This is a genomic window from Methanotorris formicicus Mc-S-70 (genome assembly GCF_000243455.1).
Lineage (GTDB): Archaea > AGJL01 > Methanococci > Methanococcales > Methanococcaceae > Methanotorris > Methanotorris formicicus.
Window position 1 is genome coordinate 1 of the sequence record NZ_AGJL01000029.1, and the last position, 24,102, is coordinate 24,102.

Genomic DNA, 24,102 nt, shown 5'->3' on the forward strand with positions numbered 1-24,102 from the left:
TAAGATTTATTAAACGCTTAATTCTCGGAATTTTAGATTTATCTACGATGTTATTACCTCCAACTATTTTTTTGTAGTAATCTATAATCATATAGTTATATATTTATCTATTTGATGGGAACTACCGTTATTTAATATTTTTCGACAACCTCGGTTGTATGATGTGATAATTGAGTTGACGACAAAAAATATTTTTTAGCAAAAAACGACTATAATTTTATATGCCTAATCATCAATAATAATTACGTAATAATTTTAAAGTTTTTTTCCATGCATATAAATAGACCAGTCATTTATTATTGTGAGACTGGTTGATTATTCATCCAAAAATCCATATAAGGAGGGTCATTTATGGACTTAGGCACCACAAAGTATATCATTTATGCAGAACTCATTGCTGATGGTTATGTTGAAAAGCATGATGTAATTGGAGCAATTTTTGGACAAACGGAAGGTCTCTTAGGAGATGAGTTGGATTTGAGAGAACTGCAAAAAAGTGGAAGAATTGGAAGGATTGATGTTGAACTTGAGAATGTAAATGGAAAATCAATTGCAAAAATAACAGTTCCTTCAAGTTTGGATAGGGTAGAAACATCAATCCTTGCTGCAACATTGGAGGCAATAGATAGAGTAGGCCCATGTGTGGCAACAGTTAGGGTTATCAACATTGAAGACATTAGGGCCACAAAAAGGCAATATATAATTAATAGGGCAAAAGAAATCCTACGTTCTCTTGTGAATAGCATAGATGTCCATGAAATTACCGAGGCAGTTAAAGAAAGTGTTAGAATGGAGGAAGTCATTGAGTATGGAGAGAATAAACTTCCAGCAGGTCCGGGTATCCTAAATTCAGACAGCATTATTATTGTCGAAGGTAGGGCTGATGTTTTAAATCTTTTAAGATGCGGAATAAAGAATGTTATTGCCGTTGAAGGAACCTCTGTTCCAAAAACTGTTATGGAATTAACAAAAAAGAAAATAACCACAGTATTTACTGACGGGGATAGAGGAGGGGAGTTAATCCTTAAAGAACTCCTACAAACATGCGATATTGATTATGTTGCAAGGGCACCATGTGGAAAAGAGGTTGAGGAACTTTCAAAAAAGGAGATTATTAAATGCTTAAGGGCAAAAGTTCCAGCAGGACAGGTTAAAATGCAACTGTTCAATAACGTAAAAAATGGAACAACCAACGATAACGTTGTTATTATTAATGCATTTAAATCTGACGAAAATAATAAAAACAAAATTGTCAATAAGGATTCTAATGATGTAGTGGAGATTTCCCCCAAAATAAAAAATGATGATGTTGATACTCCCTACTTAGATATTGCCAGGGATATTATTGGAACCAATAAGGTAAAGGTTATAATAGATGGAAATGAAGAAATTAAAGAATTTGAAGAATTTATGAATGAAATTAATAATATTGAAAAAATTGATGCTGTTATTTTGGACATGTTAATTACACAGAAAATTGTGGATAATTTATATGAGAAAACCAACCTTATAATAGGCAGGGACATCAAAGTTACAAAGAAACCTACAAATTTAAGACTCCTGTCATTTAGCAAAACCCCTGCTTAATTATTATTTCTGAACTGGTGGTTATATGCATAAGGATGAACTTATTCAGCTACATCAACTTTTGGTATATATGAGGAAGTATTTAGAGAAAAAATTTGGAAATGAAATAGATGACGCTTTTAAGGATTATGATAATTTAAATATCCACCCCCACCATATACACAGAACCAAATCAGAACATATTTACGCAATATTTTTATTGTCGAGTAGTATAGCAAAGATACTATCTGAAAATGGAAATGTTCCAAGGAGTGTGGCAAGTAGGTTGAGAGATACTGGCGAAAAAATAGGTAAAGAAATTGCAAGAAAAAGATAAGCAATTTTTTGTTTTGACGTTAAGGTTTTTAAATATTTTTGAAGTATTTAAAATTTACTTTTTATAACGAATACTAAGGTTGGTGGTAATTTTGATTTTATTAGCTTTACCAAATAAAGGAAGGATTTCAGAGCCGGTAAATAAAGTTTTAGAGAAAGCAGGATTAAAGATAATGGTGCAAGGCAGGAGTTTATTTGCCCAGACAGTTGATGAGGAGATAAAGGTAATGTTTGCAAGGGCAAAGGATATTCCTGAATTTGTTGCCGATGGAGTGGCAGATGTGGGAGTTACTGGATATGATTTGGTTTTAGAGAGAGGTGTTGAGGATAAGGTTGAATTTTTACTTGATTTCAACTTTGGAAAGGCAAGATTGGTCATTGCCGCTCCAGAGGATTCAAATATAAACTCAATAGATGATTTAAGAAATGGTATGAAAATAGCAACAGAGTTCCCAAATTTAACAAGAAAATATTTAAAAAGCAGGGGTTTAAACTTAGAAATTATTGAGTTGAGTGGAGCAACTGAAATAGCACCATTTATTGGAGTAGCGGATTTGATTAGTGATTTAACTTCAACAGGAACAACATTAAGATTGAATCATCTAAAAATAGTAGATGAGATTGTCTCATCAACAACAAGGTTGATAGCAAATAAGGAAAGTTTAAAAGATGAGAAAAAAAGGAAAAAAATAAATCAGATTGTTACAGGAATAAAAAGTGTTTTATATGCGGAAACAAAAAGGCTAATTATGATGAATGCTCCAAAAGACAGGATTGAGGAGATTAGAAAAATCATTCCTGGAATGAGTGGGCCTACAATCTCTGAGGTTTTGTCAGATAAAGGTATGGTAGCTATTCACGCAGTAGTTGATGAAAAAGAAGTATTTCCATTAGTTAATAAATTGGAAGAATTAGGGGCAAGGGACATATTGGTTATCCCTATAGAGAGAATCCTATGAAAATTTTAATTTTAGGGGTGAAACAATGGAAGATGATGTAAAGATGAAATGTGGTTTAGAGATTCACGTTCAAGTTGATACGGAGTCAAAATTATTCTGCAGATGTCCTACAAACTATAAGGATGTTCCCCCAAACACAAACATATGTCCAGTTTGTATGGGTTTGCCAGGAGCAAAACCAATGCCACCAAACAAAAAGGCAGTAGATGTTGCAATAATGGTTGCAAAGATGCTTGGATGTGATATAGTTATTGATAAGGATATATATTTCCAAAGAAAACACTACGATTACCCTGACTTGCCAAGTGGTTATCAGAGAACATCAGTGCCAATTGGGGTTAATGGAAACTTTATGGGTGTTGGAATTACCGAGGTTCACTTGGAGGAAGACCCTGGGCAATATAAACCTGATTTAGGACTTGTTGATTACAACAGGAGCGGAACTCCTTTAATTGAGATTGTCACAGAGCCAGATATAAAAAGTCCAGAAGAGGCGAGGGAATTTTTGAAGCAACTTATGAGGTTGTTTAGATACATTGGCTGTTTAAGAGGAGAAGGTTCAATGAGGGCGGATGTAAACATCTCCATTAACTATAAAGGAGTCCAAGGAAATAGGGTTGAAGTAAAGAACGTCAACTCAATAAGAGGAGTTTATAAGGTTTTGAGGTATGAGTTAATTAGGCAGAAGAATATTATTAGAAGGGGAGGGAAGGTTAAGAGAGAGACAAGGGCATTCTTGGAGAGTCAGATGATTACAAAATCAATGAGAGAAAAAGAAACAGCAGAGGATTATAGATACATTCCTGACCCAGATATTCAGCCAATAGTAATTGACGAAAAATGGGTCAAAGAAGTTGAAGAGGTAATGCCTGAAACGCCATTGGAGAAGGAAAAGAGGTTTGTTAAAGAATACAATATTAGAGAGGATGATGCAAAAGTCCTTGTTTCTGATTTAGAATTGGCTGATGCTTTTGAAAAGGTCGTTGCTGGTTTGGGCAGGGAGAAAGAAAATATAAACCTTGCCGTAACATGGATAAGAAATGAGTTGAAGAGGGTTTTGCAATACAACAAGATTGATTTCTTTGAAAGTAATATAAAGGTTGAACATTTAATTGAACTCATAAAATTAATAAAAGATAAGGTCATAAGCCAGAAGATTGGTAAGAAAGTTATTGAATTGTTGGTTGAGAATAGAGGAGAGAAATCACCTAAGCAAATTATCGATGAACTTGGCTTAACAGTTATCTCTGATGAGGATGTTTTGGAGAGGGCATGTGAAGAGGCAATTAAAAACAACCCTAAGGCAGTTGAAGACTACTTAAGTGGCAACAAGCCAGCATTGAACTTCTTAATGGGACAAGTCATGAAGTTGACGAGAGGTAGGGCAGAACCTAAGAAGGTTGTTGAGATACTTAAGAAAAAGTTGGATAACCAATAATGCCATTTTTTAATTCAACTTTAAAAGTATTATATAAAAAAGGATTGTTATATACTGAGGTGGTGTTATGGGAGATGATGTAGATAAAAAACTTATAGAGATTTTAAGTATTTTAGCAGAGGCTAATAAACCAATTGGAGCAAAAATCATTGCGGATGAGTTAAAAAAAAGGGGTTATGATATTGGGGAGAGGGCGGTAAGATACCACCTTAGAATTTTGGATGAGAGGAAATTAACAAAAAAGGTTGGTTATGTTGGGAGGGTAATAACTCAGAAAGGGCTTGAAGAACTTGAGAAGGCAAATATCTCCTACAGATTAGGTTCAATATTTTCCCAAATTATGGAAAAGTTATATTTGGCTGACTATAGGAACGGTATAGCAGTTGTGAACAAATCAATCGTGTATGGGGATCACAATGGAATAAAAGATACGGTCTTAAAAGTTCTTGAATTTGGATTGGGTGTTGGGGATAAGGTGAATATTGTTGAGGAGAAAAATTACACGAGAGTTGAAACATTATGTGGTGTTACTTTTGATAATTGGCTTTTGGGTCATGGAATTTTGCCTATTCCAAAATATGGAGGTATTGTTAAGTTTGAGGATTACGAGCCTGTTCAGTTTGAAGGCGTTATTAACTACAAATCTACATCTGTTGATCCCCTTGAGGCATTTATCATGCAGGGAAAAACAGATGTTTTAGGGTTTATTGAAAATGGGGAGGGTTATGTTCCGGCAAATTTTAGAGTAATTCCAAAAGAGGCAGAAGATAAATTTGAAAGATTATTAAAAAAGGATACTTTGAATTGTATTTTAAGTTATGGTGAGGATAACGTCCTTGGGATGAATGTGGAGGAGGATGAGATAGGTATTGCATTAATTGGAGGACTTGCACCAGTAGCAGCACTTGTTGAGAGAGGTTATTATGTTGAGTTAAATGCTGCCTCAACAATCAAAAAAGTAAGCTTTATGGAAAAAGTTAATAAAGGAAGGATATCACCTCAAAAAAAGAAGAGTGATGTAAGAATAAAGTCCGTATTATCAAAAATGTTTAACAGTATGGCAAAGGTAAATTATGACATTGATAAGAAGGACGGAAACGTTATCGTCAACGTAGGCTATGTTGGGAAAGAATACTATGACGATGTTTTAGATATTTTAAAGGAGGCGTATAAAAAAGGACTTGGTATTTCAAACAGGTTTGGAATAAAGGAAGAGGATGGTTTAATAAAAATTTCTACAATCTGTGCATCAACACTCGATGGAATTTTTTCAAGTTATGGAGTTCCAATAATTCCATGTTATGGGGGAATTTTGGAGGTTGAGGAGGATAACGAAAGATTTATTGATATCATCTCATATGAAGGTTCTTCATTAGACCCACATGAGGTATTTTTCAACAAGGTGGACTGTGAAACATCAATACTTGCCGGATTTAGGGAAATTCCAATGTGTGCAAGGGAGGATTTAATAGATTTGGTTAAAGCCCTTGGTTGGAATGGTATAAAAGAAATTGGAAGACCAAACAATGAGGTTTATGGTGTAAGTGTGGAAAAAAATATGTGTGGTGTTGTAACTATTGGGGGGATGAATCCATTGACGATGATAAAAGAGCATGAAATACCGATAAAAATAAATGCTCTCCATGAAATCGTTAAGTTTTCTGAGTTGGTGGAATATGATAAAATCTAACTATTTTTTTTAATTTTTCTATCTGTAATACAATTTGTGCATGGCTTTATATATCCGCAGATGAAATCAATACCTTTATGGATTTTTATGTGAATGGTTTTTGGGAATTTGTATAGAAAGAACGCATATAAAATACCGGTAACAACATCAACAACCCAATGTTGTCCCATTATTAATGTGGATATTGGGATTAGGATGGCTAATGCATAGAAGATATATTTTATCCTCTCTTCCTCTTTAAAATGTAGAGCAATTAAAATAGAATACGCAGTATGTAGGGATGGGATTTCATAGGTTGGTTTTGTGGATATCCACATTAATTCAAAATTGGTCAAATCCTTAGCAACACCAACATCAAATGGTGCCTGAACCACAAAAAACGTGTAAATTAACCCTGCAAAAAGCCATCCCAATGCCAAATCAATCAATATTATATCTGATTTTAAAAAATCTTTCTTTATTAGTAGGTAGTAACCAATCCCCCCAACTATGCAGAATGTAAATGAGTAAAGGTAGATTATTCTAAAAAACTCAATAATTGGTGATGGCAACCCCTGCAAAACAGCATAAAATTCTGCATTGCAAAATGGGATATATGATAAATAATGGGTTAAATCAATAGGATTCACTATTTGAGAATACCACATCAATCCCCCCCACATTAGATAAGCGAGGGGATATATGAGCAACCTAATGATAATCCTATCTCTTTCCATACCTCTAACCCCTTTTGAGTGTATTTTGATTCATTTAGGAGTTATAAAAAATATTATATAACTTTATTGTTAATTGATATTCGCGTGAATAATTCAATAAACATAGGGAATTTATTAATGGAAAAAAGAGTTATTTATGTTTCTTGGAAGATGCAATAAAAGTTTAAAGATTATTTAGGATTGTAAAATAAATTAGATTCAAATGGAATCTTCTAAAACTAAACTTATCCTAAGAAAAACTTTATTTTTTCCATAATTCAAATTCTTTTCTTTTGATTTTTTGCCTTTCTCTTTCTAAGAACTTATACATCTTAGCGTGAGATGAACCTTTTAATATCATCTCAACAGCCTCTTTTGCAACTTGGACAGAGTCAAATTCTCCCAATATGGCAACGGTTTTTCCAAATACTGAAACCCTTGCCCCAGTTAAATCCTCAATATATTTTCTTGATTTTCCACCACTACCAATAACCCTACCTTTTAATCTCCTAAGAGCATTTTCAGAACTTGCGTATTCAGTTATATCTATAATCTCCAAAACATACTCATCACTGAGTAATTTCAAAGCATTTTCAGGGGAAAACCCCCTTCCTATTGCCCTCACAATATCCCTTGCCTTCCAAGTAGCGAGAGCATCTTTTTGTTTTTCAGTTGAGTATATTGTAACATCACCATCTTCACTAATTTCAAGTTCAACACCCAATTCCTCCTCAATCATTTTTTTTGTTTCTCCCTTTTTTCCAATTAATACACCAATTCTGTCCTTTGGAATCTTTACAGTTTCAACATTTCCATGCATAGTAACATCGCTAAAGTTCATAACCATCACCATGAAATATTTATTTCCTCATAAATTTTATTGGAATTTATTTATATACCCTTTTAAATGTTGTATTTGTCTTAAAATTTTAAAATAGGCGTATTTTCTTAAATCTATTTCATTTTTCCAATATTTAACGCAAACAATCATAATATCTTTAAATTCTATTAGATATCAAAATTACAACTGTGCAATTTCCTCATCGATAGGATTTAACTCCTCCCCTGTTATGTATTTGTAAAGTTCTCTATAATCACAGTCTACCCCTTTTCTTCTGAAAAAGTTACATATATTTTTAACATCCCTTATCAATAATGCCTTTGACAATGGATGCTGGGTTACAACACTCTGAGAAAAATCAATATATACTGGTTTATCATCTTTTACAAGGATGTTATATTCAGATAAATCACCATGAACCAATTCTGCCTCACAATAGAGTTTTTTCATGTCTTGGATTATCATTTTATAAAACTTCTCATAATCAACCTCAACATCCTTCAATCTTGGGGCAGGGATCCCTCTTTTTCCAACTAATTCCATTAAAAGAACATTTTCTCTTCTTAATATTGCTTTAGGGGTATTTACAACCTCTCCTGCTCTTCTCAAGTTTCTAAATTCCTTTTCAACCCATGCATGTATAATCTGCCTTCTACTACTCTTCCTCAAATGAAATCTTGGGTCTCCTTGAATATATTTATACATTGTTTTAAAATCGCAAGTGGCTACTCTATAAATTTTAACAGCCCTATATCTTCTTCCTTTTTTAGCACTAAAAACAACTGCCTCTTTTCCAGAACTTACTATACCAATGAACTCATCTATATGCCTCCCTGCTAAGAGGCTGTATAAAACCATTAAAGTTCTTTTATCAAATACTTCATTTTTTGTCTTCAATTCCTCAAAGAATTTCTTTTCTCTTTCTATAACCTTCTTTTGATATTCCCTATCCAATTCAAATTCTTCCCTTTCATCAAGACTAAATTCCTTTTTCTTTATTTTATCATCCTCCAAAAATTAGTATTTAAAAATAATATAAATTCTGCAAATTATAGCAACTTATCCAAATATCTGTGTTTTATTAGCCAATCAACCTGAGTTTTTGTATATCTCCAAATGATGTCGCATTTTTTATCCCCTTGAACTTCCCAAGGTACTACAATTACAACATCTCCTTCCCTGATCCAAATTCTCTTCTTTAATTTCCCTGGAATTCTTCCCAGCCTCATTTTTCCATCCATACATCTTACTCTAACCCTACTTGCTCCAAGCATCTGCTCTACAATACCCAAAATTTCATTTTCTTCAGATCTTGGGATTCTTACTCTTATTGGCTGACCTTCTTGTTGCAAATTACCACCTCTTTATTTGTATTTTTGTGTTTTAAATGCCTATAATAAATTATGCCCCACTACTAATGAAAGTCCAAAATTGAGACATAAAAAGACATAAATATTATGCAATAAATTAATTCACTTAAAAAATTGCATAATGACTATGCCACAATCGCATTTTTATAGTTATCTTCAAAAAATAACATGAGAATTCTATATGATTAAAGTATAACAAAACTGATTTATATAGGTAATGGTGATGACATGGTAAAGTTGATGCTCGCTCTTGATGTTATGGACAAGAATAAGGCATTAGAAATAGTAAAAGAAACATCAGAGTATATTGATGCAATTAAAATAGGTTATCCTCTTGTATTAGCAACAGACCTAAAAATCGTCAAGGAGATAAAAGAACTAAGCAATAAAGAGATAATATGTGATTTTAAAGTGGCGGATATACCTTCAACAAATGAAAAAATTGCAAAATTGACATTACAATATGCAGATGGAATCATATGTCATGGTTTTGTTGGAGAGGACAGTGTTAAAGCAATTCAAAACATAGCAAAGGAAAACAATAAAAAGGTTATAATGGTTACTGAAATGTCCCATCCTGGGGCTGTTATGTTTATGCAACCAATTGCTAACGAACTTGCAAAATTGGCTAAGAAGTTGGGTGTTGATGGTGTTGTTGCTCCATCAACAAGACCAGAGAGATTGAAGGAGATAAAAGAAATTGTTGGGGAAATTTCAATAATCTCTCCAGGTATTGGGGCACAAGGAGGAGATTTGGAAAAGGTTTTGAGGATTTTGTCTAATGATGATTACATAATTGTTGGGAGAAGTATATACAACAGCGAAAGCCCAAAGGAAAGTGCAAAGATGTACAAAGAAAAATTAAAAAATAATTTCTAATGATGTCCCAACAAACTTAAAAACCCAACAACTAAGAATCCAAATATCAATGGATTAATAACTTTTTCTGGAGCATGTTCATAGGCATGAGATGCCAATAGCAGAAATGTTGCTATAAAAACCCCTCCGGAGACTGAGATGAGTGGTTCAATGGGCATGTTGGAAAATAATGACAATCCTACAATAGTTCCGAGTACAGTTCCAAATGATACAATTGCTCCAATAGGCAATGGATTTTTATAGGTGGATTTTAATGGGGAAAGTAAAACAAATCCTGCTGGTAATTTGTGGAGTAGGATAGCAAGATATAATGAAATTCCAAGATGTCCAATAAAACTCACCGCAATAATTAAACCATCTATAAATGTGTGTATAAAAAATGAAATTGGATATATGAGTTTTACCTTTATCTCATCAACCCCGCACTCTTCGCAGTATTTCTTACATAGTGGGCAGAATGCAAGGTATTTATCCATTAGAATGACCAACAAAACACCAAAAATCACATATATTGATGAATTTTCAAAATATCCCGATGGAATTAAAACAAGCGTTGCTACTCCAAGTATAAACCCATAAGAAAATGCCTCATACTCATATCTATATTTTAAGGATATGGAGTAGTAAGCCATCAATTCACCAACAAGCATGACTATAAAACTTAACAACGATATAAAAATTGCTTCATTTATCATAAATTTCCCTCTTGGGTGGAAAATTAGTCGCTCTGCAAATTTTTGAAAATCTTTAACGATATCTTTTAAATTTGAGTTTGTTAAATGTTATTCAATTGTAGAACGACTATAAATCTCTAAGTTTTAATATGTATTAAATCATTTATAAACATAATCATGATCATAGGTATCGGGATACCATGACGTATCAAAACAAAAAAGAACTTGTAAACCTACTTTACAAAAAAATATGGGAAATCAGAGAAAGTTTAAACTTAGAGAGTACACCTTTTGAAATTGTCGATGTTGAAGTTAGGGAAGAGAATGACAAAGTATTTCTCTCTATATACACATTAACCCGTTCCGATAAGTCAACAGTTATAGGACCTGGAGGATGGGTGGTTGGTAAGTTAAGGGAGGCGTTGAAGGATAAATTTGATATTATAACAGTTGGGGATTATACGGATATCCTTGTTTATAAAAAGAGGTTAAATGATAGGTTGGAGTTTTTTGAAAATAACAATTTGGAATTTTTAAAGGATGTTGTGTATTACTTGCTAAAAAACAAAATTCCTTCAAAAAAAGAAAAAGTTATTGTTTTAGTTCAATGTAGACATGATTTAACTATTTTAGATATGTTAAATAAGGTTTATGATGTCTATGCCATAACATATGACGGTGGCGGTGTTGTATTACCACCAAAAACAAAGCAAAAAATTGAGGAATTCATAAGATCTAAAGGTATAAAACACAAATACATAAAAGAAAAACTTAGTAGAGAAAAAATGCCTGATTTGATAGATAAGTATCCATGTGGATTTATAAAAGATATCATCAAAGAAAAGGCAAAATTCTATAATATAAAGTATGTTTTCTTAACATGTCTTGATGGAGATTACAAAATAGAAGATGGTATTTATTTTATTAATTTCTTAAAGGTATTTCCAATAAAGTTGAAAAAGAACGACTACCTTGATTTTTGTCCTCTACTGATACAATCCTACAAATCAAAAAAATCAAACAAAGTAAAACTAATTGATGAGATTGTGTCTGATGTCTATAATGGATTGAAAGAGCCAACAGAAGGTGCTGAAGAAATAATGAAGGTTATTAGGGGATAGTATGATATTTTTGTATGAATTTGCAGTTGGTGGAAGTGAGGATATTCCAAAAGACATACTATGCGAAGGAAAGGCAATGTTCGACACCTTATTAGACCAATTTTTGGAATTTGAGGAAGTAATTACTTTGATTGATGAGAGGTTTTTTGGAGAATATAAAGGAAGGGAAAACCTATATATTGAAACCATGAAGGGCGGAGATGATTTAACAAAAAAGATTGAAAATATGTTAGAAGTATCTGATGCTGCTTTAATCATTGCCCCAGAAGATGATGGGGTTCTCTACAATTTAACAAAACTTGTTGAAAATAGTGGAGTTTTAAATTTGGGTTCTTCAAGTGAGGCAATAAGAATAGCAGGAGATAAGTACCTAACCTACGAATCAATAAAAAATTCTGTCAAAACACCAAGAACAATGCCGTTAAAAAAGTATTTAATTAAAAGAAGAGACGGTTGTGGAGGAGAGCATTTTATTTATGATGAAAACTATATCATTCAGGAGTTTGTGGAAGGAGATCCTTACTCAGTAAGTTTGATTGTTGGGAAAAAAATACATCCAATATCATTGAATAAACAATACATAAACACAAACGGATACTGCGGTGGGGAAACTAACATAAATCATCCCTTAAAAGATGAGATATTTAAAGAATGTATAAAGGCGGTTAAAAAAATTGATGGATTAAATGGCTATGTTGGAGTTGATGTGATTGTTGGGGATGAAATATACATCATTGAAATAAATCCAAGGATAACAACATCAATTTATGGGATAAAAACAAACCCATCTCTTGCTAAGTTGTTGGTAGATAATGCCTATGGAAAAGAGTTAGAGTTTAAAGTAGGGAAAGGGAAAAGATTTATTAAAAAAGATGGAGAAATGCTTTTTAAATAATAAAAATAAAAAATAAAATAAAAGTATCTCGTTTATCCTCTTGGTTCTTTTGCCTTAGGTCTTAACTTTGTGTATCCACATTTTCTACATTTTGTTGCTTTCCATGGATTTCTTGCATTGCATCTCATGCAGATTTTTTTCATAAAGAGTCTCTTCATTGCCTCTTCAAATGCCATATAATCACCCTATAATTTTGATAAGTATTCTTTTTGAATCTCAACAATTTCTTTGGAATTTTTTGCATTTGCATACCTTTCAAGTAATTCTTCGTTAATCTTTATAAATGTTTCTGCCCATTTGAAACCATTTAATAAAGAGATGGCATCATTTTTATAGTTTGCGATGTATAAGGTAGCAATAAATGCCTCAAGTGTTGAAAGTTGGCATGGTTTTCCATAGTTTATTGGATTAGCAGCAATTAAAAAAGGCAAAGACCTTTGATTTTTTGTACTAACTTTATTAAATATCATTTCTGCCTCTTTCCATGAGCAATCCAATGCAGTTATTCCATATTTTTCAATAATTGGTTTATCTTCCACAGAAACAGATTTTTCAGCATAGGGATTTAATAGTAAAGAGTTTTTTGGTATTTTGTATGGGTTTTTTAAAATTATTGCTTTCCCCAACTTACCCATTTTTAATGCCGTGCATTTTTTAGGGTTGCATTGGTTTGCATGATAGATAAAAAGCTTCGGCATTGTTATCACAGTTTTGTAAAATGATAAAGAAAATTAAGTTGTATAAGTAGTATTTATCCTTTTCTATATAATAGAATTATCCACAACAAACCGGCAATAACTAAAACTATTACATACCAATTATGAATCAGCCAACAAATCTCTGATTCTAATTCTTTTTTAATAATATTCCATTTGTTATTGTTTGGTTCGTATAGTTTTATAATGTTTTTTAGTTTTATCTCTTCAATGGAGTTGTTTTTTATAAGATAGTAGTGTAGTTTATGATTTTCTTTGGTTTCCACTAATAACATTCCATTATTGTAAGCCAAGTCCATAATTTTTATACATTCATATTTATTTCCAAAAATCTTTTTTAGATAACTTTTTTCTATTGGAATGTCCCCTCCTCTGATTTTAGCAAAATAACATGGATTTGAGTAATTATTTATGATTTTTATAGTTTTATTTTTCCAAAGGAGATAATATGGCTTTTGATTTAAATAATCCTCATACCAATTTGAATAATTTGTATCAGAGCGATTAAATTTCCTCATAATAATATATAAAGTTCCGTTTATGCAGTGGAAATCTACACACTCCCAAGAAATATTTTCATATTTTGGAAGAGTTATATTACCTTCAAAATGGATTTTTCCATTGTAATATGAATATAAAGGGAATGATGTGTTTGATAGATGTCCATCTAATATATAGAATTTCTTAGCCTTTGAATCATAAGTTGTGAAAATACATCTAAGTTGAAGCGTGTAATAATATTTATTATTTTCAAACTCCTTTAATTTGGTTATATTAGTGTTATTTATCAATACAAGAACATTTTTTGGATTTTCAGTTTTTATCTTGTAAGAATAAACAAGTAATGCTTCATTAGGAGAACACGTTGGAGAAGATATGTCTAAATCATCAACTATATTAAAATCATTTGCCCATAGTATTTTTTCGGTGTAGTTTATTTTATTGTCGTTTGTTGTGTATATTAAAACCCCTAAAAAATCCACGTCTCCCCATAAATCATTTGAAAAATAACATCCTAAAAATGCCAATATGGCTGAATTATTGGTCGAGCCACACTCAAAATACGTTATGTTATGATACAATTCGGGAAAATAGTAATCTGAAATAGGAGTTATGTCAATTAAAGTTCCTGACTTGTTAAAATACAAAATCTCCGAATCGTTGTAAATGTATCCTAAGAGTTTATCATAAACAATATCATGATATATTATTATGAATCCATCCTTAAATGGACAAACTTCAGCCGAAGAGACGCTTAAAAAATAAATAGAAAATAAAATTATTAAAAATAAAATGAGTTTTTTCATAATTCCACTTTATTGTTTCTTTTTAACAAAAGATAAGCAAAAGTTACAAAGATTGCAATAATAACTCCATATAAATAATAATTTGTTATTACAGTATCTCCGAATATGCATTAGGTATGCACAACTGAGTATTATCTATTGGTTTATTTGTATATATGTGCATTCGAATTAATTCATTAATTTTGATAACGAATTCTTTTAAATTCATGGTTTTATAATTCGTATTTTTGTTTTTCCATTGCATTGCAACCCATAGATTGTGAATAATCGCTCTAAGTATAAACAAGAATAATCTTACTTCTAAAATCTTTGATTTCGTTTTTATAGCTATGTTTTTAAGCATTCTGAATCTTGTTTCGATATTCCATCGTTTTTTATACGTTTTTAGATATATTTTTGGTCTTTTGAAATCAATGTTGGTTAAGAAAGTATAATAAACTGTTTTCTTCTCCCCATTTATTATTACCTTCTCTTCTACGATAACTAATTTCGATATAGTTTTATCATTTATAAATTTTTATACTCTTTTTCGAGATAATATTTTATATCATTCTTTGGAACGAAACAGATATAATTACAACCATATCTTTCAAAAATTTTGATTATTTCGAAATTTTTAAACTCCCTATCGGTCAGAACTGTAAGTTTCTTTGGATTTATTTTTAACTCGTTAATGACGAATTCTAAGATTTCCTCAATATATTTTGGGAGGAAATTGTTATGAACTTCGATAATATCGCAATAAACCACCAAACTAAATGCCTTCGTATGTAAAACCGCAGTTATGTATTTGTATGAGCCAGAACCCCCCCTTTCTTTTCTGTAATTGTGAATTATATCGGAGGATTTTAAGTTTCTTCCATAGTATGCTTCAAAGTGCGTATCCATCGACAGGTAAAATTTGCCTTTTATCTTTTTTAAAATCGTCGATTATTGACTTAACGAAATATTTATATGCCTCTTTTATCATAGATATATCTGCGTTCTTTATGTATCGATAGTAAGAATCCACTGAAGGATACCCTAACGTGCTAATCGTTTCTAAGTATGTGTTGCTTTCTATAGCTTTGATGAATCCTTTAGAATAACCTTCAACCCGATAAATCCTCGGCGTAATTTGTAAAGCCTTACCAACAAAACTGTTAAATTCGTTAAAGGATTTTATTATTGTGTGTTTTATCCCCTTCATGATTTCACCTCCATATTTTTTTGATATTAACTATTCGATATTACCAAATATTAAGTTTTCTATTAGTTAGTATGATGTTCGGAGATACTGTTTAATTGATAGGATGTGTCTAAGATAGTTTATATGAGGTTATGGTGTATATCGTAGTAATATTATTAGCGCATATACAGATATTCTCACCATTATTCGGGTTATTGTTGTAGATTTCATTTATATAATTCCATTCTGATAATTCTATCTTAGACACACCAATTGATAGTAATCTTTATATACCCATATTATCAAATTAATAATAATGTCATATTATTGGGGACAAAATTACAAAATGGGATATTATGTCAAACGAAACCTTAACAAACAAAAATAACAACATGAACAATCAAAAAACATCAGATCAAATTAAGAAAACTATTGAAAATGTAGACACGACATTAATAAACAGTTTAGCAAGCCTTTTGTCAAGTGAGGTTAAAGCAAAGATATACATATACTTGAGGAAATATGGGGAAAGTACTGTTGATGAAATAGCACGTGGGACTGGGATATATCCTTCAACTGTTAGGGAAATTATATTGGAGATGTATGAGGAGGGGCTTGTTAATAGAAAAAAATTGGAAAAAGAAGGATTAGGCAAGAAACCCTACTTATATTCAGCAATTCCTCCAAGTGAGGTTGTGAAGAAACTATCAAAATCCCTCCAAAAGAAATTGAATGATGTATTTATACTTGATAAAAAACTCAAAAAGAAAGAGATAAAGATTCCGCTCTTACCAGTAAGGATTGTTATCGATGACAAAGAACAATAATTTATTCTTCTTTATAATAATTTGTTATTTCTTTAAAAATCGATTAGGTTAAATTTATTTTAGACATGTTCTTAAAAATTTTATAAGTCTTCAATGTGTTTAGAATATACTTAACAATAACAAATTTCAACAGAACAACCTATAAATTGGGGGATCAATATGAAAACCATATCCTTATGCCCTATTTGCTTAAAGCAGATACCTGCTGAAATAAAAGAAGAAGATGGTAAAATTATAATAGAAAAAGAATGTCCAGAACATGGGCATTTTAAAGACATATATTGGGAAGATGCTGAATTATACAAAAGATTCAGTAAATATGAGTATATCGGGAGTATAGATGTAACCAATACGGATGTTAAAAAAGGTTGTCCTTATGATTGCGGTCTCTGTCCAAACCACACATCAACAACAATCTTGGCAAATATAGACGTTACAAACAGGTGTAATTTAAATTGCCCAATCTGCTTTGCTAACGCAAACCACACAAAGAAAATTTACGAACCAGACTTTGAAGAAATAAGAGAAATGATGAAACTTTTGAGAAATGAGATTCCACCATGTCCTGCTCTTCAATTCGCTGGGGGGGAGCCAACAGTTAGGGAAGATTTGCCAGAATTGATAAAATTGGCAAAAGAAATGGGATTCGTTCATGTCCAAGTGGCTACAAATGGGATTAAGTTGAAAAATCTCGCTTATTTAAAAAAATTAAAAGAGGCAGGTTTATCAACAATTTACTTGCAATTTGATGGGATAACGGAAAAACCCTATTTGATTTCAAGGGGTAAAAATCTCCTACCAACAAAACTTAAGGTCATAGAAAACTGTAGAAAGGTTGGGTTTAATAGTGTTGTTTTAGTTCCAACATTGGTAAAAGGACTCAACGATGATCAAGTAGGAGATTTAATTAAATTTGCTGTGGAAAATGTTGATGTTGTGAGGTGCGTGAATTTCCAACCTGTGTCATTTACTGGAAGGATTGATGAATCAAAAAGATTAGAGCAGAGAATAACAATTCCAGATTTCATTAAGTTGGTTGAAGAACAAACAAATGGAGAAATATCTAAGGAAGATTTTTATCCAGTTCCTTTCGTAGCACCGATATCATTGTTTGTTGAAACTTGGACAAATACGACAAAGGCAAAGTTAACCTGTCATCAACACTGTGGGGCTGCAACTTATGTTTTTGTTGAAGATGGTAAGTTAATACCCATCACAAGGTTCTTTGATGTTGAAGGATTCGTTGAATTACTAAATGAGGTTAGAATGGATTTAACTTCATCAAAATTCGGTAAGACAAAGGCAATATTGCACATAGCAAAAGAATTGCCTAAATTGATAGACAAATCAAAAGCCCCGAAAAATGTAAAACTTGTTGAAATGGCAATTGAAATACTTAAAGACAACTATGATGCCCTTGCAAAATTCCACTACAACGCACTAATGATTGGTTGTATGCACTTTATGGATCCATACAACCATGATGTAAATAGAGTTAGGAGATGTGTTATCCACTATGCCACACCAGATAGAAGAATAATCCCATTCTGTGCTTACAACACCGTCCATAGAAAAGAAATTGAAGAAAAATTCTCAATACCAATTGAAGAGTGGAAAAAGGTTAAAAAATAAAATAGCAATTAATTAGATTCACTCTTTTCCAACTTCTCTTCCAATTCTTCCTCTTTTATTCTTTCCCCAGTTATCATATAAACTACTCTATCCCCAATTGAGGCAATTATATTCCCATTTCTTTCCAAATACTTTGCCGTAAATATTATTTCAGTATAAAGTGTTAAATTTTTAGGATTTTCAATGATTTTACTAATCATACTTCTATATAGTTGCTCATATAGATCATCTAACCTTTTATCCATTTCATAAACTTCTCTTGCTAATTCTTCATTTCGATTTTTAAATGAAATCATTGCATTTCTTAGCATATTAATTAAATAATCTTTCATAACAATTAACAATTCATTCTTTCTATTTCCATCTATATTTGACTTTAATAGAATTTTACAAATTTTTGAGGCATTATCCCCAACTTTTTCCAATTTTGAAGACAATTTGATAGCAGTCATTAATTCCCTTAAATCCCCCGAAACAGGTTGATATAAAGCAATAGCTTTAATACACCTTTCCTCTATTTTCATTTCCATTAAATCAATGTCCGTGTCTCTTTTTCTAACATGTTTGGCCAATTCCCTATCACCCTCTACAAATGCTTTTACGGCGTTTTCCATCTGGTCTATACATAAATCAACCATCTTCATTAAATCTTCTTCTACCTCTTTTAATATCTCATTAAATTTTTTTACCATTTAATTCACCTTTTAAAGAATTTTATCCAAATCTACCACTGATATAGTCATCTGTTTCCTTCTTATGTGGATTTAAAAATATCTGCTCTGTTTCTCCAAACTCAATTAACTTCCCCATCAAGAAAAAGGCTGTGTAATCAGAAACCCTACTTGCCTGTTGCATGTTGTGGGTAACAACAACAATTGTATAATCCTTAGCTAATTCAACCATCAACTCCTCTATCTTTAAGGTAGATATTGGGTCTAAGGCTGAAGTTGGTTCATCCATTAATAAAACCTCTGGTTTAACTGCTATCGATCTCGCTATACACAACCTCTGCTGTTGTCCTCCTGATAAAGATAAAGCATTTTTGTGTAGTTCATCTTTAACTTCATCCCACAAAGCTGCTTTCTTTAAAGCCCATTCAACTATCTTATCCAATTCTTTTTTATCCTTAATCCCATGAATTCTTGGACCAAATGCAACATTATCATAGATACTCATAGCAAAAGGATTTGGCTTTTGAAATACCATCCCCACTCTCTTTCTCAACTCATAGATATCAACATCTTTATCATAGACATTTTTTCCATCTAATAAAACCTCTCCTTCTATTCTAACGTTTGGAATTAAATCATTTAACCTATTTAAACATCTTAAGAATGTTGATTTACCACAACCGCTTGGTCCTATTAAAGCAGTTATTTTGTTCTCATAGATTGGGATGTTCACATCAAATAATGCCTGCTTTTCCCCATACCACAAATTCAAGTTTTTTGTTTCTATCTTCACCTTTGTCATTATTATCCCTTTTATATTTTTATGTCATCACTTAAACTGTATCTTATTGGAACGAATATTGCCAAAAATATTATAAGCATAACTAAAGCCGCTCCCCATGCCACCCGGTGGTCTTCTACAGAGGGACTTTGAACTAACGTATAGATGAGGAGAGGAATTGCTCCAACAGGCTCTAATGGATTTGTTGGAAAAACCTCATAAAGCCCACCAGCTGTAAATAGTAAAGGTGCTGTCTCTCCAGCAACCTTTGCCATACCTATTAAAATTCCTGTTAAAATTCCTTTTTTAGCCATCTTTGTGATAACTTTGAATATCACTTCTGCTCTTGTGCAACCTAATGCATAACCACCCTCTTTATAAATCTTTGGAACTTCTGCCATCGCCTCCTCCGTATAAACAGCAACATAAGGAGTTAATATTAAAGCTAAAGCTAAAGCCCCAGCCAAAGCTGAAAAAGTTCCCATAGGAACAACTAAGATACCCATAACAAACGTACCAACCAATATGGTTGGGAATTCCAGCATTATCTGTAATAGCATCTTTGTAGTTCTTCCAATAAAGCTGTTTGGAAATTCATAGGCATAAGATCCTGCTAAGAAAGCCAAAGGTAAGCCAATTAAGGTTGCTAAGAATGTCAGCATTAGAGTCCCAACTATTGCTGGGCCTATTCCTCCTTCGCTTAGTGTTCCAGTTATGAAAGTTAAACCCCTTTCCATTATTATTGGTAGTCCTTTTTCAACAATTGAAATTATTATGTGAAATAAAGGAAGAATTGCTAATAAAGTTAAAGCACCAACAACAAATAAAAATATTTTATCTTTAATCATCCTAATGGCTTTATGTTTAATGGGAGACATGCTCTCTCCACCTCTTCAAATAGTAAATCCCAATGATATTCACAACTAACCCTATAACAAACAATACTAATCCAGCAGAGTAAAGAACGGATGTCATATACTCATATAAAACTGCATTTCCAAACTGGTTTGCTATTAATGATGAGATTGTATATCCAGGAGCAAAGAGCTTATACGTTAAGTTGAACGCATTACCTATAACCAATGAAACAGCGACTGTCTCTCCCAAAGCCCTGCCAAAAGCCAATATAAGCCCTGAAATTATGGCTGGTCTTATATATTTTATTAAAACCTTTGTTGTTTCATACCTTGTTGCCCCTAAAGCTACTAAGCCTTCTTTATAAACAGAAGGGATCATTGCATAAGCCTCTCTAATAATTGCTGCTGCAAATGGAGTAACCATTATTCCCAATAAAATGCCTGCTGATAGATAGCAGTAACCTGATAATGGTGGATAGTTAAATAGGGGAATAAATGAAAAATGCTCATACAAAAATTTCATAATGTGGTCTCTCAACAGAGGGACTAATATAAAAGCCCCCCATATCCCATAAATTATTGTTGGAAGCCCTGCCATAATATCTGAAATTATAATTAAAGGATATTTTAGTTTTTTAGGAGCATAGTCATTAACAAATATTGCATAACAAATTGATAAAGGTAAAGCTATCAAAACAGCAATTGTTGCCGTATAGATGCTACCCCAAATTGGTGCTGCTAATCCATAAACTTCTTTTGACACTTCCTCTGCGGCATGCCAGACATTTGTTATAAACAAATCAATACCATATCTCTCAATAGCTGGAAGTGCATTGAAGAAATAAAAGCCCAATATTAAAACAAATAGTATAAACACAATAAATATGGCTGGCAATGTTATTATTTTAAATTCATCTATTTTTTTAAAAATCTTTTCCAAATCCATGGTTTCTACCTAAGTCGGCATTTTATTGCATTAATTGTGAATTAATTTTTAGATTAAAATAGGGGTAAGTGATATTTATACCTTACTTAAAATGGTAAAAATCATTAATCAAATAAAAATAAAAAAGGTTATGTTTATTCTTTAATCACGTTTACTGCATTTAATCCAATCTTAGCAACATCTTCTGGTAACCCTACATAACCAGGAGCTAAGTGTTCTGGTTTTTGCCCTTCAGTTAATGCCCATGTTAAGAAGTCTTTTATTGCCTTAGCTTTTTCTGAGGAGTAGTGCTTATAATTTTTATTTTCCCAGACCAATAAGTGTGTGAATGCAACTATTGAATAAGCGTTGTCTCCAGGAGCATCTAACATCTGCTTTAAATCCTCTTTGTATCCTTCTGTTGGGTTTGGAATGCTTGCCTTAACTGCTGAAACAGCGGCTTTTATTGCGTCATCTGTTGGCTCAACAAATTTACCATTTTTGTTTTCTAATGCTGCAACTGGCAGTTTTTCTTCAATTGCATAAGATAATTCAGTGTATGCAATTGAGTATGGTGTTGATTTTAATACTGCAACAACCCCTGAGTTTCCTTTTCCAGCAACTCCCCTGCCCATCTTATCAGCAGGCCAATCTACAACTTTTCCAGCTCCAACTTTTTCAGCCCATTCACTACTTATTAAACTTAAGTATGTTGTAAATATGGCTGTTGTCCCACTTGCATCACTTCTGTGAATAACAATAATCTTCTTATGAGGTATTTTGTCAGCAACTTCTGGGTTTATTTTTTTGATTCTTTCATCGTCCCAGTATTCAATCTTACCTAAGAATATATCTGCTAAAACATCTCTACTTAATTTTAATGATTTATCTCCAATTTCTGGGATGTTGTAGGTTACAACAACAGCCCCAACGATTTCTGGGAATTGTAATGGCTGGTCTCCTGTCTTTAAAAATTTATTCCACATAATTTCTTTAACTGGTGGGTCTGTCCTTCCTATATCAGTTAAACCTTTTAAAAATGCCTCCTGTCCGTGTCCTGAACCTCCCCCCTCATATTCAATCTTGATATTTGGGTGAGATTTTTGATAATCTTCAATCCATTTCTGGATTTGGTATTTTGGGAACGTAGCTCCTGTAGTTCTAATTATTATGGTAGTTGGCTTCTCATTGGATGGTTTCTCATTAGTTGAAGGCTGAGAATTCTCCCCAATACATCCCGCCATTGAGATTATTGGAACTATTAAGCACAGCCCCAGTATTAATGCCAGTATTTTTTTCACAGCATCACCTTTTTGAAGTTGTGATTAATTCACGATAGATTATAAAATACATAATAGTATATAAAGTTTTCTATTTGTCAATTTAAGTTCATATTTTATGAACTATATAGATAGGAGGAGATTAATGCTGTTAATGGAATAGTTAGTATAATTCCAACACTTCCACACAAACTTGCCAATATTTCGTAAGCAATAAAGTTATAGCTTGATATCACATATATTGATGTCCCTTTAACCATAAAATACAGTATTGGGGCTATTAGGGACCCAACATAAACCAATATTAGAGTGTTTGCCATAGTTCCCATTATGTCTTTGCCAATATTCATTCCACTTTCAAATAACTCATTAAATGTAATATTTGGCTTATGTCTCTTCAATTCATACAATCCAGAGGATATATCTACCGCGACATCCATTATCGCCCCTAAGGATGCCAAAATTATTGAGGAAATTAAAACCCCATAAAAATCAATAAAATGTCCTGAAAAAAGTATCATCTGAATGAATTCAGAAAATCCTCCTGGTGGAAGTTTCATCAGCTTTATTCCAATATATCCTAACAATCCAGCAACAGAAATTCCCAAAATTGTGCCTATCGATGATGAAATTGCCTTCTTATTGAACCCACATAAAACGAAAAAGCATACAAATATAATAATTCCAACCACAGCTATTGTTAATGTGATTGGTGAGCATCTATTTGCTATTAAAGGTAGAAGAACATAAAATATCATTACTATTGTGAATAGGAGGGACAATATAGTCTTAATTCCGTTAATTCTGCCTATAATCAAGATCAGCCCTAAAAATAATAAAAGATATGTATAAAAGTAGGTAACCCTATCGTATGTTATGTAAATCGGAGTATTTCCTTTGTAGATAATTACAACATTATCTCCTTTTTCAAAATAATTATCCAATAACCAATTTCCTCTTAAAACATTGCTGAATTTTATAGTTTTATTTCCTATTTTAACCCAAATATCTTGAAATCCAATTTTTACAACCCCATTGTAGTCTAAATTATCCTCAACTTTAACAACAACACCTTTTTTTATTGAATAATTGTTAAAATTTTTATAAAATGGAGAATAAACAATTATAAACATTGATATAACAAAAATAACTATTAAAAAAGTAAATTCAATCTTTATCTTATTGTTTTTGTTCATTCTTTCACCTTTTCAGCCAAAATAACCACTTCCAGTTCATGCGTATCTTCATCAAAGTAAATGCACTGTATTATTCCACCAACATTTACAACTACTGGAGTGTTTTTTAAATATCCGATAATCTCCCCTTTTTTAACTTTATCTCCAACATTCTTTTTAAATTCTGTTGCATCGACTCTTAAAACTTCAAACATCATCAACACCTCATTAAAAATTAACTGACAGTGTGATTACGAGAATCCTCTCTTTATTAGTTCTTTACTACACTCTTTAATCAC

General features: G+C 32.1%; 28 protein-coding genes. 10 read left to right on the top strand and 18 right to left on the bottom strand.

The genetic code is table 11. From position 1 onward, the window contains the following. Positions 1–351: 351 nt before the first annotated feature. The 5 genes from dnaG (at position 352) to METFODRAFT_RS05890 (ending at position 5,989) form a co-directional block, all read left to right on the top strand. Positions 352–1,587, top strand: coding sequence for a DNA primase DnaG (gene dnaG, locus METFODRAFT_RS05870; protein ID WP_007044641.1), 1,236 nt, complete (start codon positions 352–354; stop codon positions 1,585–1,587). A gap of 25 nt (positions 1,588–1,612) precedes the next feature. After that, positions 1,613–1,903, top strand: a complete 291-nt coding sequence (locus tag METFODRAFT_RS05875; protein WP_007044642.1) for a UPF0058 family protein — start codon at positions 1,613–1,615, stop codon at positions 1,901–1,903. Positions 1,904–1,994: 91 nt separating this feature from the next. After that, entirely contained in the window at positions 1,995–2,861 is an 867-nt protein-coding gene (hisG, locus tag METFODRAFT_RS05880; protein ID WP_007044643.1) for an ATP phosphoribosyltransferase, read from the top strand. 25 nt (positions 2,862–2,886) lie between these two features. After that, entirely contained in the window at positions 2,887–4,299 is a 1,413-nt protein-coding gene (gene gatB / locus METFODRAFT_RS05885) for an Asp-tRNA(Asn)/Glu-tRNA(Gln) amidotransferase subunit GatB (RefSeq protein ID WP_007044644.1), read from the top strand. Positions 4,300–4,366: 67 nt separating this feature from the next. Further along, positions 4,367–5,989 carry a DUF128 domain-containing protein gene (locus METFODRAFT_RS05890; RefSeq protein WP_007044645.1) on the top strand — a complete coding sequence of 541 codons (1,623 nt, stop codon included), beginning with the start codon at positions 4,367–4,369 and terminating at the stop codon, positions 5,987–5,989. Here the strand turns inward: METFODRAFT_RS05890 and METFODRAFT_RS05895 are convergent. From METFODRAFT_RS05895 to eif1A, 4 genes are all read right to left on the bottom strand, one after another. Next, positions 5,986–6,705, bottom strand: a complete 720-nt coding sequence (locus METFODRAFT_RS05895) for a phosphatase PAP2 family protein (protein ID WP_007044646.1) — start codon at positions 6,703–6,705, stop codon at positions 5,986–5,988. The two genes, METFODRAFT_RS05890 and METFODRAFT_RS05895, sit on opposite strands and share 4 nt — an antisense overlap. Positions 6,706–6,946: 241 nt before the next feature. Further along, complete coding sequence (locus METFODRAFT_RS05900) at positions 6,947–7,531, bottom strand: KH domain-containing protein (protein WP_007044647.1); 585 nt, start codon at positions 7,529–7,531, stop codon at positions 6,947–6,949. A 174-nt stretch (positions 7,532–7,705) separates the two neighbouring features. After that, positions 7,706–8,539, bottom strand: coding sequence for a serine protein kinase RIO (locus METFODRAFT_RS05905; protein ID WP_007044648.1), 834 nt, complete (start codon positions 8,537–8,539; stop codon positions 7,706–7,708). A 35-nt stretch (positions 8,540–8,574) separates the two neighbouring features. Then, on the bottom strand, positions 8,575–8,877 hold the full coding sequence (gene eif1A / locus METFODRAFT_RS05910; RefSeq protein WP_007044649.1) for a translation initiation factor eIF-1A: 303 nt from the start codon (positions 8,875–8,877) through the stop codon (positions 8,575–8,577). 246 nt (positions 8,878–9,123) lie between these two features. Here eif1A and pyrF point away from each other — a divergent pair, with 246 nt between their 5' ends. Further along, on the top strand, positions 9,124–9,774 hold the full coding sequence (gene pyrF, locus METFODRAFT_RS05915; protein ID WP_007044650.1) for an orotidine-5'-phosphate decarboxylase: 651 nt from the start codon (positions 9,124–9,126) through the stop codon (positions 9,772–9,774). Here the strand turns inward: pyrF and METFODRAFT_RS05920 are convergent. Beyond that, the gene (locus tag METFODRAFT_RS05920) at positions 9,771–10,469 is read right to left on the bottom strand and encodes a ZIP family metal transporter (RefSeq protein ID WP_007044651.1); all 699 of its coding nucleotides are present in this window, start codon (positions 10,467–10,469) and stop codon (positions 9,771–9,773) included. The genes pyrF and METFODRAFT_RS05920 overlap by 4 nt on opposite strands. Before the next feature lie 179 nt (positions 10,470–10,648). Here METFODRAFT_RS05920 and METFODRAFT_RS05925 point away from each other — a divergent pair, with 179 nt between their 5' ends. Together METFODRAFT_RS05925 and mfnD are read left to right on the top strand one after the other, a co-directional pair. Further along, entirely contained in the window at positions 10,649–11,569 is a 921-nt protein-coding gene (locus METFODRAFT_RS05925; protein ID WP_007044652.1) for a hypothetical protein, read from the top strand. A gap of 1 nt (position 11,570) precedes the next feature. Further along, positions 11,571–12,464 carry a tyramine--L-glutamate ligase gene (mfnD, locus tag METFODRAFT_RS05930; RefSeq protein ID WP_007044653.1) on the top strand — a complete coding sequence of 298 codons (894 nt, stop codon included), beginning with the start codon at positions 11,571–11,573 and terminating at the stop codon, positions 12,462–12,464. 32 nt (positions 12,465–12,496) lie between these two features. Here the strand turns inward: mfnD and METFODRAFT_RS05935 are convergent, their stop codons facing one another. The 6 genes from METFODRAFT_RS05935 to METFODRAFT_RS05960 all read right to left on the bottom strand — a co-directional run bounded on the left by METFODRAFT_RS05935 (position 12,497) and on the right by METFODRAFT_RS05960 (position 15,676). Beyond that, on the bottom strand, positions 12,497–12,640 hold the full coding sequence (locus METFODRAFT_RS05935) for a 50S ribosomal protein L40e (protein WP_007044654.1): 144 nt from the start codon (positions 12,638–12,640) through the stop codon (positions 12,497–12,499). 9 nt (positions 12,641–12,649) lie between these two features. Continuing rightward, positions 12,650–13,162: a DUF367 family protein gene (locus tag METFODRAFT_RS05940; protein WP_048115672.1), complete on the bottom strand. Its 513-nt coding sequence runs from the start codon at positions 13,160–13,162 to the stop codon at positions 12,650–12,652. 53 nt (positions 13,163–13,215) lie between these two features. After that, positions 13,216–14,487 (bottom strand): hypothetical protein, encoded by a 1,272-nt coding sequence (locus METFODRAFT_RS05945; protein WP_007044656.1) that lies wholly within the window; start codon positions 14,485–14,487, stop codon positions 13,216–13,218. An 88-nt stretch (positions 14,488–14,575) separates the two neighbouring features. Continuing rightward, the gene (locus METFODRAFT_RS11885; protein WP_007044657.1) at positions 14,576–14,830 is read right to left on the bottom strand and encodes a hypothetical protein; all 255 of its coding nucleotides are present in this window, start codon (positions 14,828–14,830) and stop codon (positions 14,576–14,578) included. A gap of 164 nt (positions 14,831–14,994) precedes the next feature. After that, positions 14,995–15,375, bottom strand: a complete 381-nt coding sequence (locus METFODRAFT_RS05955) for a hypothetical protein (RefSeq protein ID WP_007044658.1) — start codon at positions 15,373–15,375, stop codon at positions 14,995–14,997. After that, positions 15,359–15,676 (bottom strand): hypothetical protein, encoded by a 318-nt coding sequence (locus METFODRAFT_RS05960; RefSeq protein ID WP_007043463.1) that lies wholly within the window; start codon positions 15,674–15,676, stop codon positions 15,359–15,361. Before METFODRAFT_RS05960 ends, METFODRAFT_RS05955 begins: the two co-directional genes overlap by 17 nt. A gap of 371 nt (positions 15,677–16,047) precedes the next feature. Between METFODRAFT_RS05960 and METFODRAFT_RS05965 the strand changes: the two genes are divergently transcribed. Both METFODRAFT_RS05965 and tes read left to right on the top strand, forming a co-directional pair. Continuing rightward, on the top strand, positions 16,048–16,482 hold the full coding sequence (locus tag METFODRAFT_RS05965; RefSeq protein WP_083820853.1) for a helix-turn-helix domain-containing protein: 435 nt from the start codon (positions 16,048–16,050) through the stop codon (positions 16,480–16,482). A gap of 153 nt (positions 16,483–16,635) precedes the next feature. Then, positions 16,636–18,114, top strand: a complete 1,479-nt coding sequence (gene tes, locus METFODRAFT_RS05970) for a tetraether lipid synthase Tes (RefSeq protein WP_245528933.1) — start codon at positions 16,636–16,638, stop codon at positions 18,112–18,114. 8 nt (positions 18,115–18,122) lie between these two features. Here tes and phoU read toward each other — a convergent pair whose 3' ends face one another. From phoU to METFODRAFT_RS06005, 7 genes are all read right to left on the bottom strand, one after another. Further along, complete coding sequence (gene phoU / locus METFODRAFT_RS05975; protein WP_007044661.1) at positions 18,123–18,806, bottom strand: phosphate signaling complex protein PhoU; 684 nt, start codon at positions 18,804–18,806, stop codon at positions 18,123–18,125. Between the two features lie 22 nt (positions 18,807–18,828). Next, positions 18,829–19,587 carry a phosphate ABC transporter ATP-binding protein PstB gene (pstB, locus tag METFODRAFT_RS05980; protein WP_007044662.1) on the bottom strand — a complete coding sequence of 253 codons (759 nt, stop codon included), beginning with the start codon at positions 19,585–19,587 and terminating at the stop codon, positions 18,829–18,831. Between the two features lie 11 nt (positions 19,588–19,598). Next, the gene (gene pstA / locus METFODRAFT_RS05985) at positions 19,599–20,444 is read right to left on the bottom strand and encodes a phosphate ABC transporter permease PstA (protein ID WP_007044663.1); all 846 of its coding nucleotides are present in this window, start codon (positions 20,442–20,444) and stop codon (positions 19,599–19,601) included. After that, a complete protein-coding gene (pstC, locus tag METFODRAFT_RS05990) occupies positions 20,431–21,369 on the bottom strand; it encodes a phosphate ABC transporter permease subunit PstC (protein ID WP_007044664.1) in 939 nt (312 codons plus the stop codon). Before pstC ends, pstA begins: the two co-directional genes overlap by 14 nt. A 134-nt stretch (positions 21,370–21,503) precedes the next feature. Beyond that, positions 21,504–22,649: a phosphate ABC transporter substrate-binding protein PstS gene (gene pstS, locus METFODRAFT_RS05995; protein WP_007044665.1), complete on the bottom strand. Its 1,146-nt coding sequence runs from the start codon at positions 22,647–22,649 to the stop codon at positions 21,504–21,506. A gap of 95 nt (positions 22,650–22,744) precedes the next feature. After that, the gene (locus tag METFODRAFT_RS06000) at positions 22,745–23,824 is read right to left on the bottom strand and encodes a YibE/F family protein (RefSeq protein WP_007044666.1); all 1,080 of its coding nucleotides are present in this window, start codon (positions 23,822–23,824) and stop codon (positions 22,745–22,747) included. Beyond that, a complete protein-coding gene (locus METFODRAFT_RS06005) occupies positions 23,821–24,018 on the bottom strand; it encodes a hypothetical protein (protein WP_245528930.1) in 198 nt (65 codons plus the stop codon). The genes METFODRAFT_RS06000 and METFODRAFT_RS06005 overlap by 4 nt, the downstream gene beginning before the upstream one ends. Positions 24,019–24,102 lie beyond the last annotated feature (84 nt).

Bases quoted from the DNA above. Each gene is read 5' to 3' on its own strand.
- METFODRAFT_RS05960 (WP_007043463.1), bottom strand. From the start codon at position 15,676: ATGAAGGGGATAAAACACACAATAATAAAATCCTTTAACGAATTTAAC.
- pstC (WP_007044664.1), bottom strand. From the start codon at position 21,369: ATGGATTTGGAAAAGATTTTTAAAAAAATAGATGAATTTAAAATAATA.
- METFODRAFT_RS05920 (WP_007044651.1), bottom strand. From the start codon at position 10,469: ATGATAAATGAAGCAATTTTTATATCGTTGTTAAGTTTTATAGTCATG.
- pstA (WP_007044663.1), bottom strand. From the start codon at position 20,444: ATGTCTCCCATTAAACATAAAGCCATTAGGATGATTAAAGATAAAATA.
- METFODRAFT_RS05890 (WP_007044645.1), top strand. From the start codon at position 4,367: ATGGGAGATGATGTAGATAAAAAACTTATAGAGATTTTAAGTATTTTA.
- METFODRAFT_RS06005 (WP_245528930.1), bottom strand. From the start codon at position 24,018: ATGTTTGAAGTTTTAAGAGTCGATGCAACAGAATTTAAAAAGAATGTT.
- METFODRAFT_RS05955 (WP_007044658.1), bottom strand. From the start codon at position 15,375: ATGGATACGCACTTTGAAGCATACTATGGAAGAAACTTAAAATCCTCC.
- METFODRAFT_RS05900 (WP_007044647.1), bottom strand. From the start codon at position 7,531: ATGGTTATGAACTTTAGCGATGTTACTATGCATGGAAATGTTGAAACT.
- METFODRAFT_RS05925 (WP_007044652.1), top strand. From the start codon at position 10,649: ATGACGTATCAAAACAAAAAAGAACTTGTAAACCTACTTTACAAAAAA.
- pyrF (WP_007044650.1), top strand. From the start codon at position 9,124: ATGGTAAAGTTGATGCTCGCTCTTGATGTTATGGACAAGAATAAGGCA.
- METFODRAFT_RS11885 (WP_007044657.1), bottom strand. From the start codon at position 14,830: ATGCTTAAAAACATAGCTATAAAAACGAAATCAAAGATTTTAGAAGTA.
- METFODRAFT_RS05940 (WP_048115672.1), bottom strand. From the start codon at position 13,162: ATGCCGAAGCTTTTTATCTATCATGCAAACCAATGCAACCCTAAAAAA.
- METFODRAFT_RS05875 (WP_007044642.1), top strand. From the start codon at position 1,613: ATGCATAAGGATGAACTTATTCAGCTACATCAACTTTTGGTATATATG.
- gatB (WP_007044644.1), top strand. From the start codon at position 2,887: ATGGAAGATGATGTAAAGATGAAATGTGGTTTAGAGATTCACGTTCAA.
- dnaG (WP_007044641.1), top strand. From the start codon at position 352: ATGGACTTAGGCACCACAAAGTATATCATTTATGCAGAACTCATTGCT.
- METFODRAFT_RS05965 (WP_083820853.1), top strand. From the start codon at position 16,048: ATGAACAATCAAAAAACATCAGATCAAATTAAGAAAACTATTGAAAAT.
- pstB (WP_007044662.1), bottom strand. From the start codon at position 19,587: ATGACAAAGGTGAAGATAGAAACAAAAAACTTGAATTTGTGGTATGGG.
- mfnD (WP_007044653.1), top strand. From the start codon at position 11,571: ATGATATTTTTGTATGAATTTGCAGTTGGTGGAAGTGAGGATATTCCA.
- METFODRAFT_RS05935 (WP_007044654.1), bottom strand. From the start codon at position 12,640: ATGGCATTTGAAGAGGCAATGAAGAGACTCTTTATGAAAAAAATCTGC.
- phoU (WP_007044661.1), bottom strand. From the start codon at position 18,806: ATGGTAAAAAAATTTAATGAGATATTAAAAGAGGTAGAAGAAGATTTA.
- METFODRAFT_RS05895 (WP_007044646.1), bottom strand. From the start codon at position 6,705: ATGGAAAGAGATAGGATTATCATTAGGTTGCTCATATATCCCCTCGCT.
- METFODRAFT_RS05945 (WP_007044656.1), bottom strand. From the start codon at position 14,487: ATGAAAAAACTCATTTTATTTTTAATAATTTTATTTTCTATTTATTTT.
- METFODRAFT_RS06000 (WP_007044666.1), bottom strand. From the start codon at position 23,824: ATGAACAAAAACAATAAGATAAAGATTGAATTTACTTTTTTAATAGTT.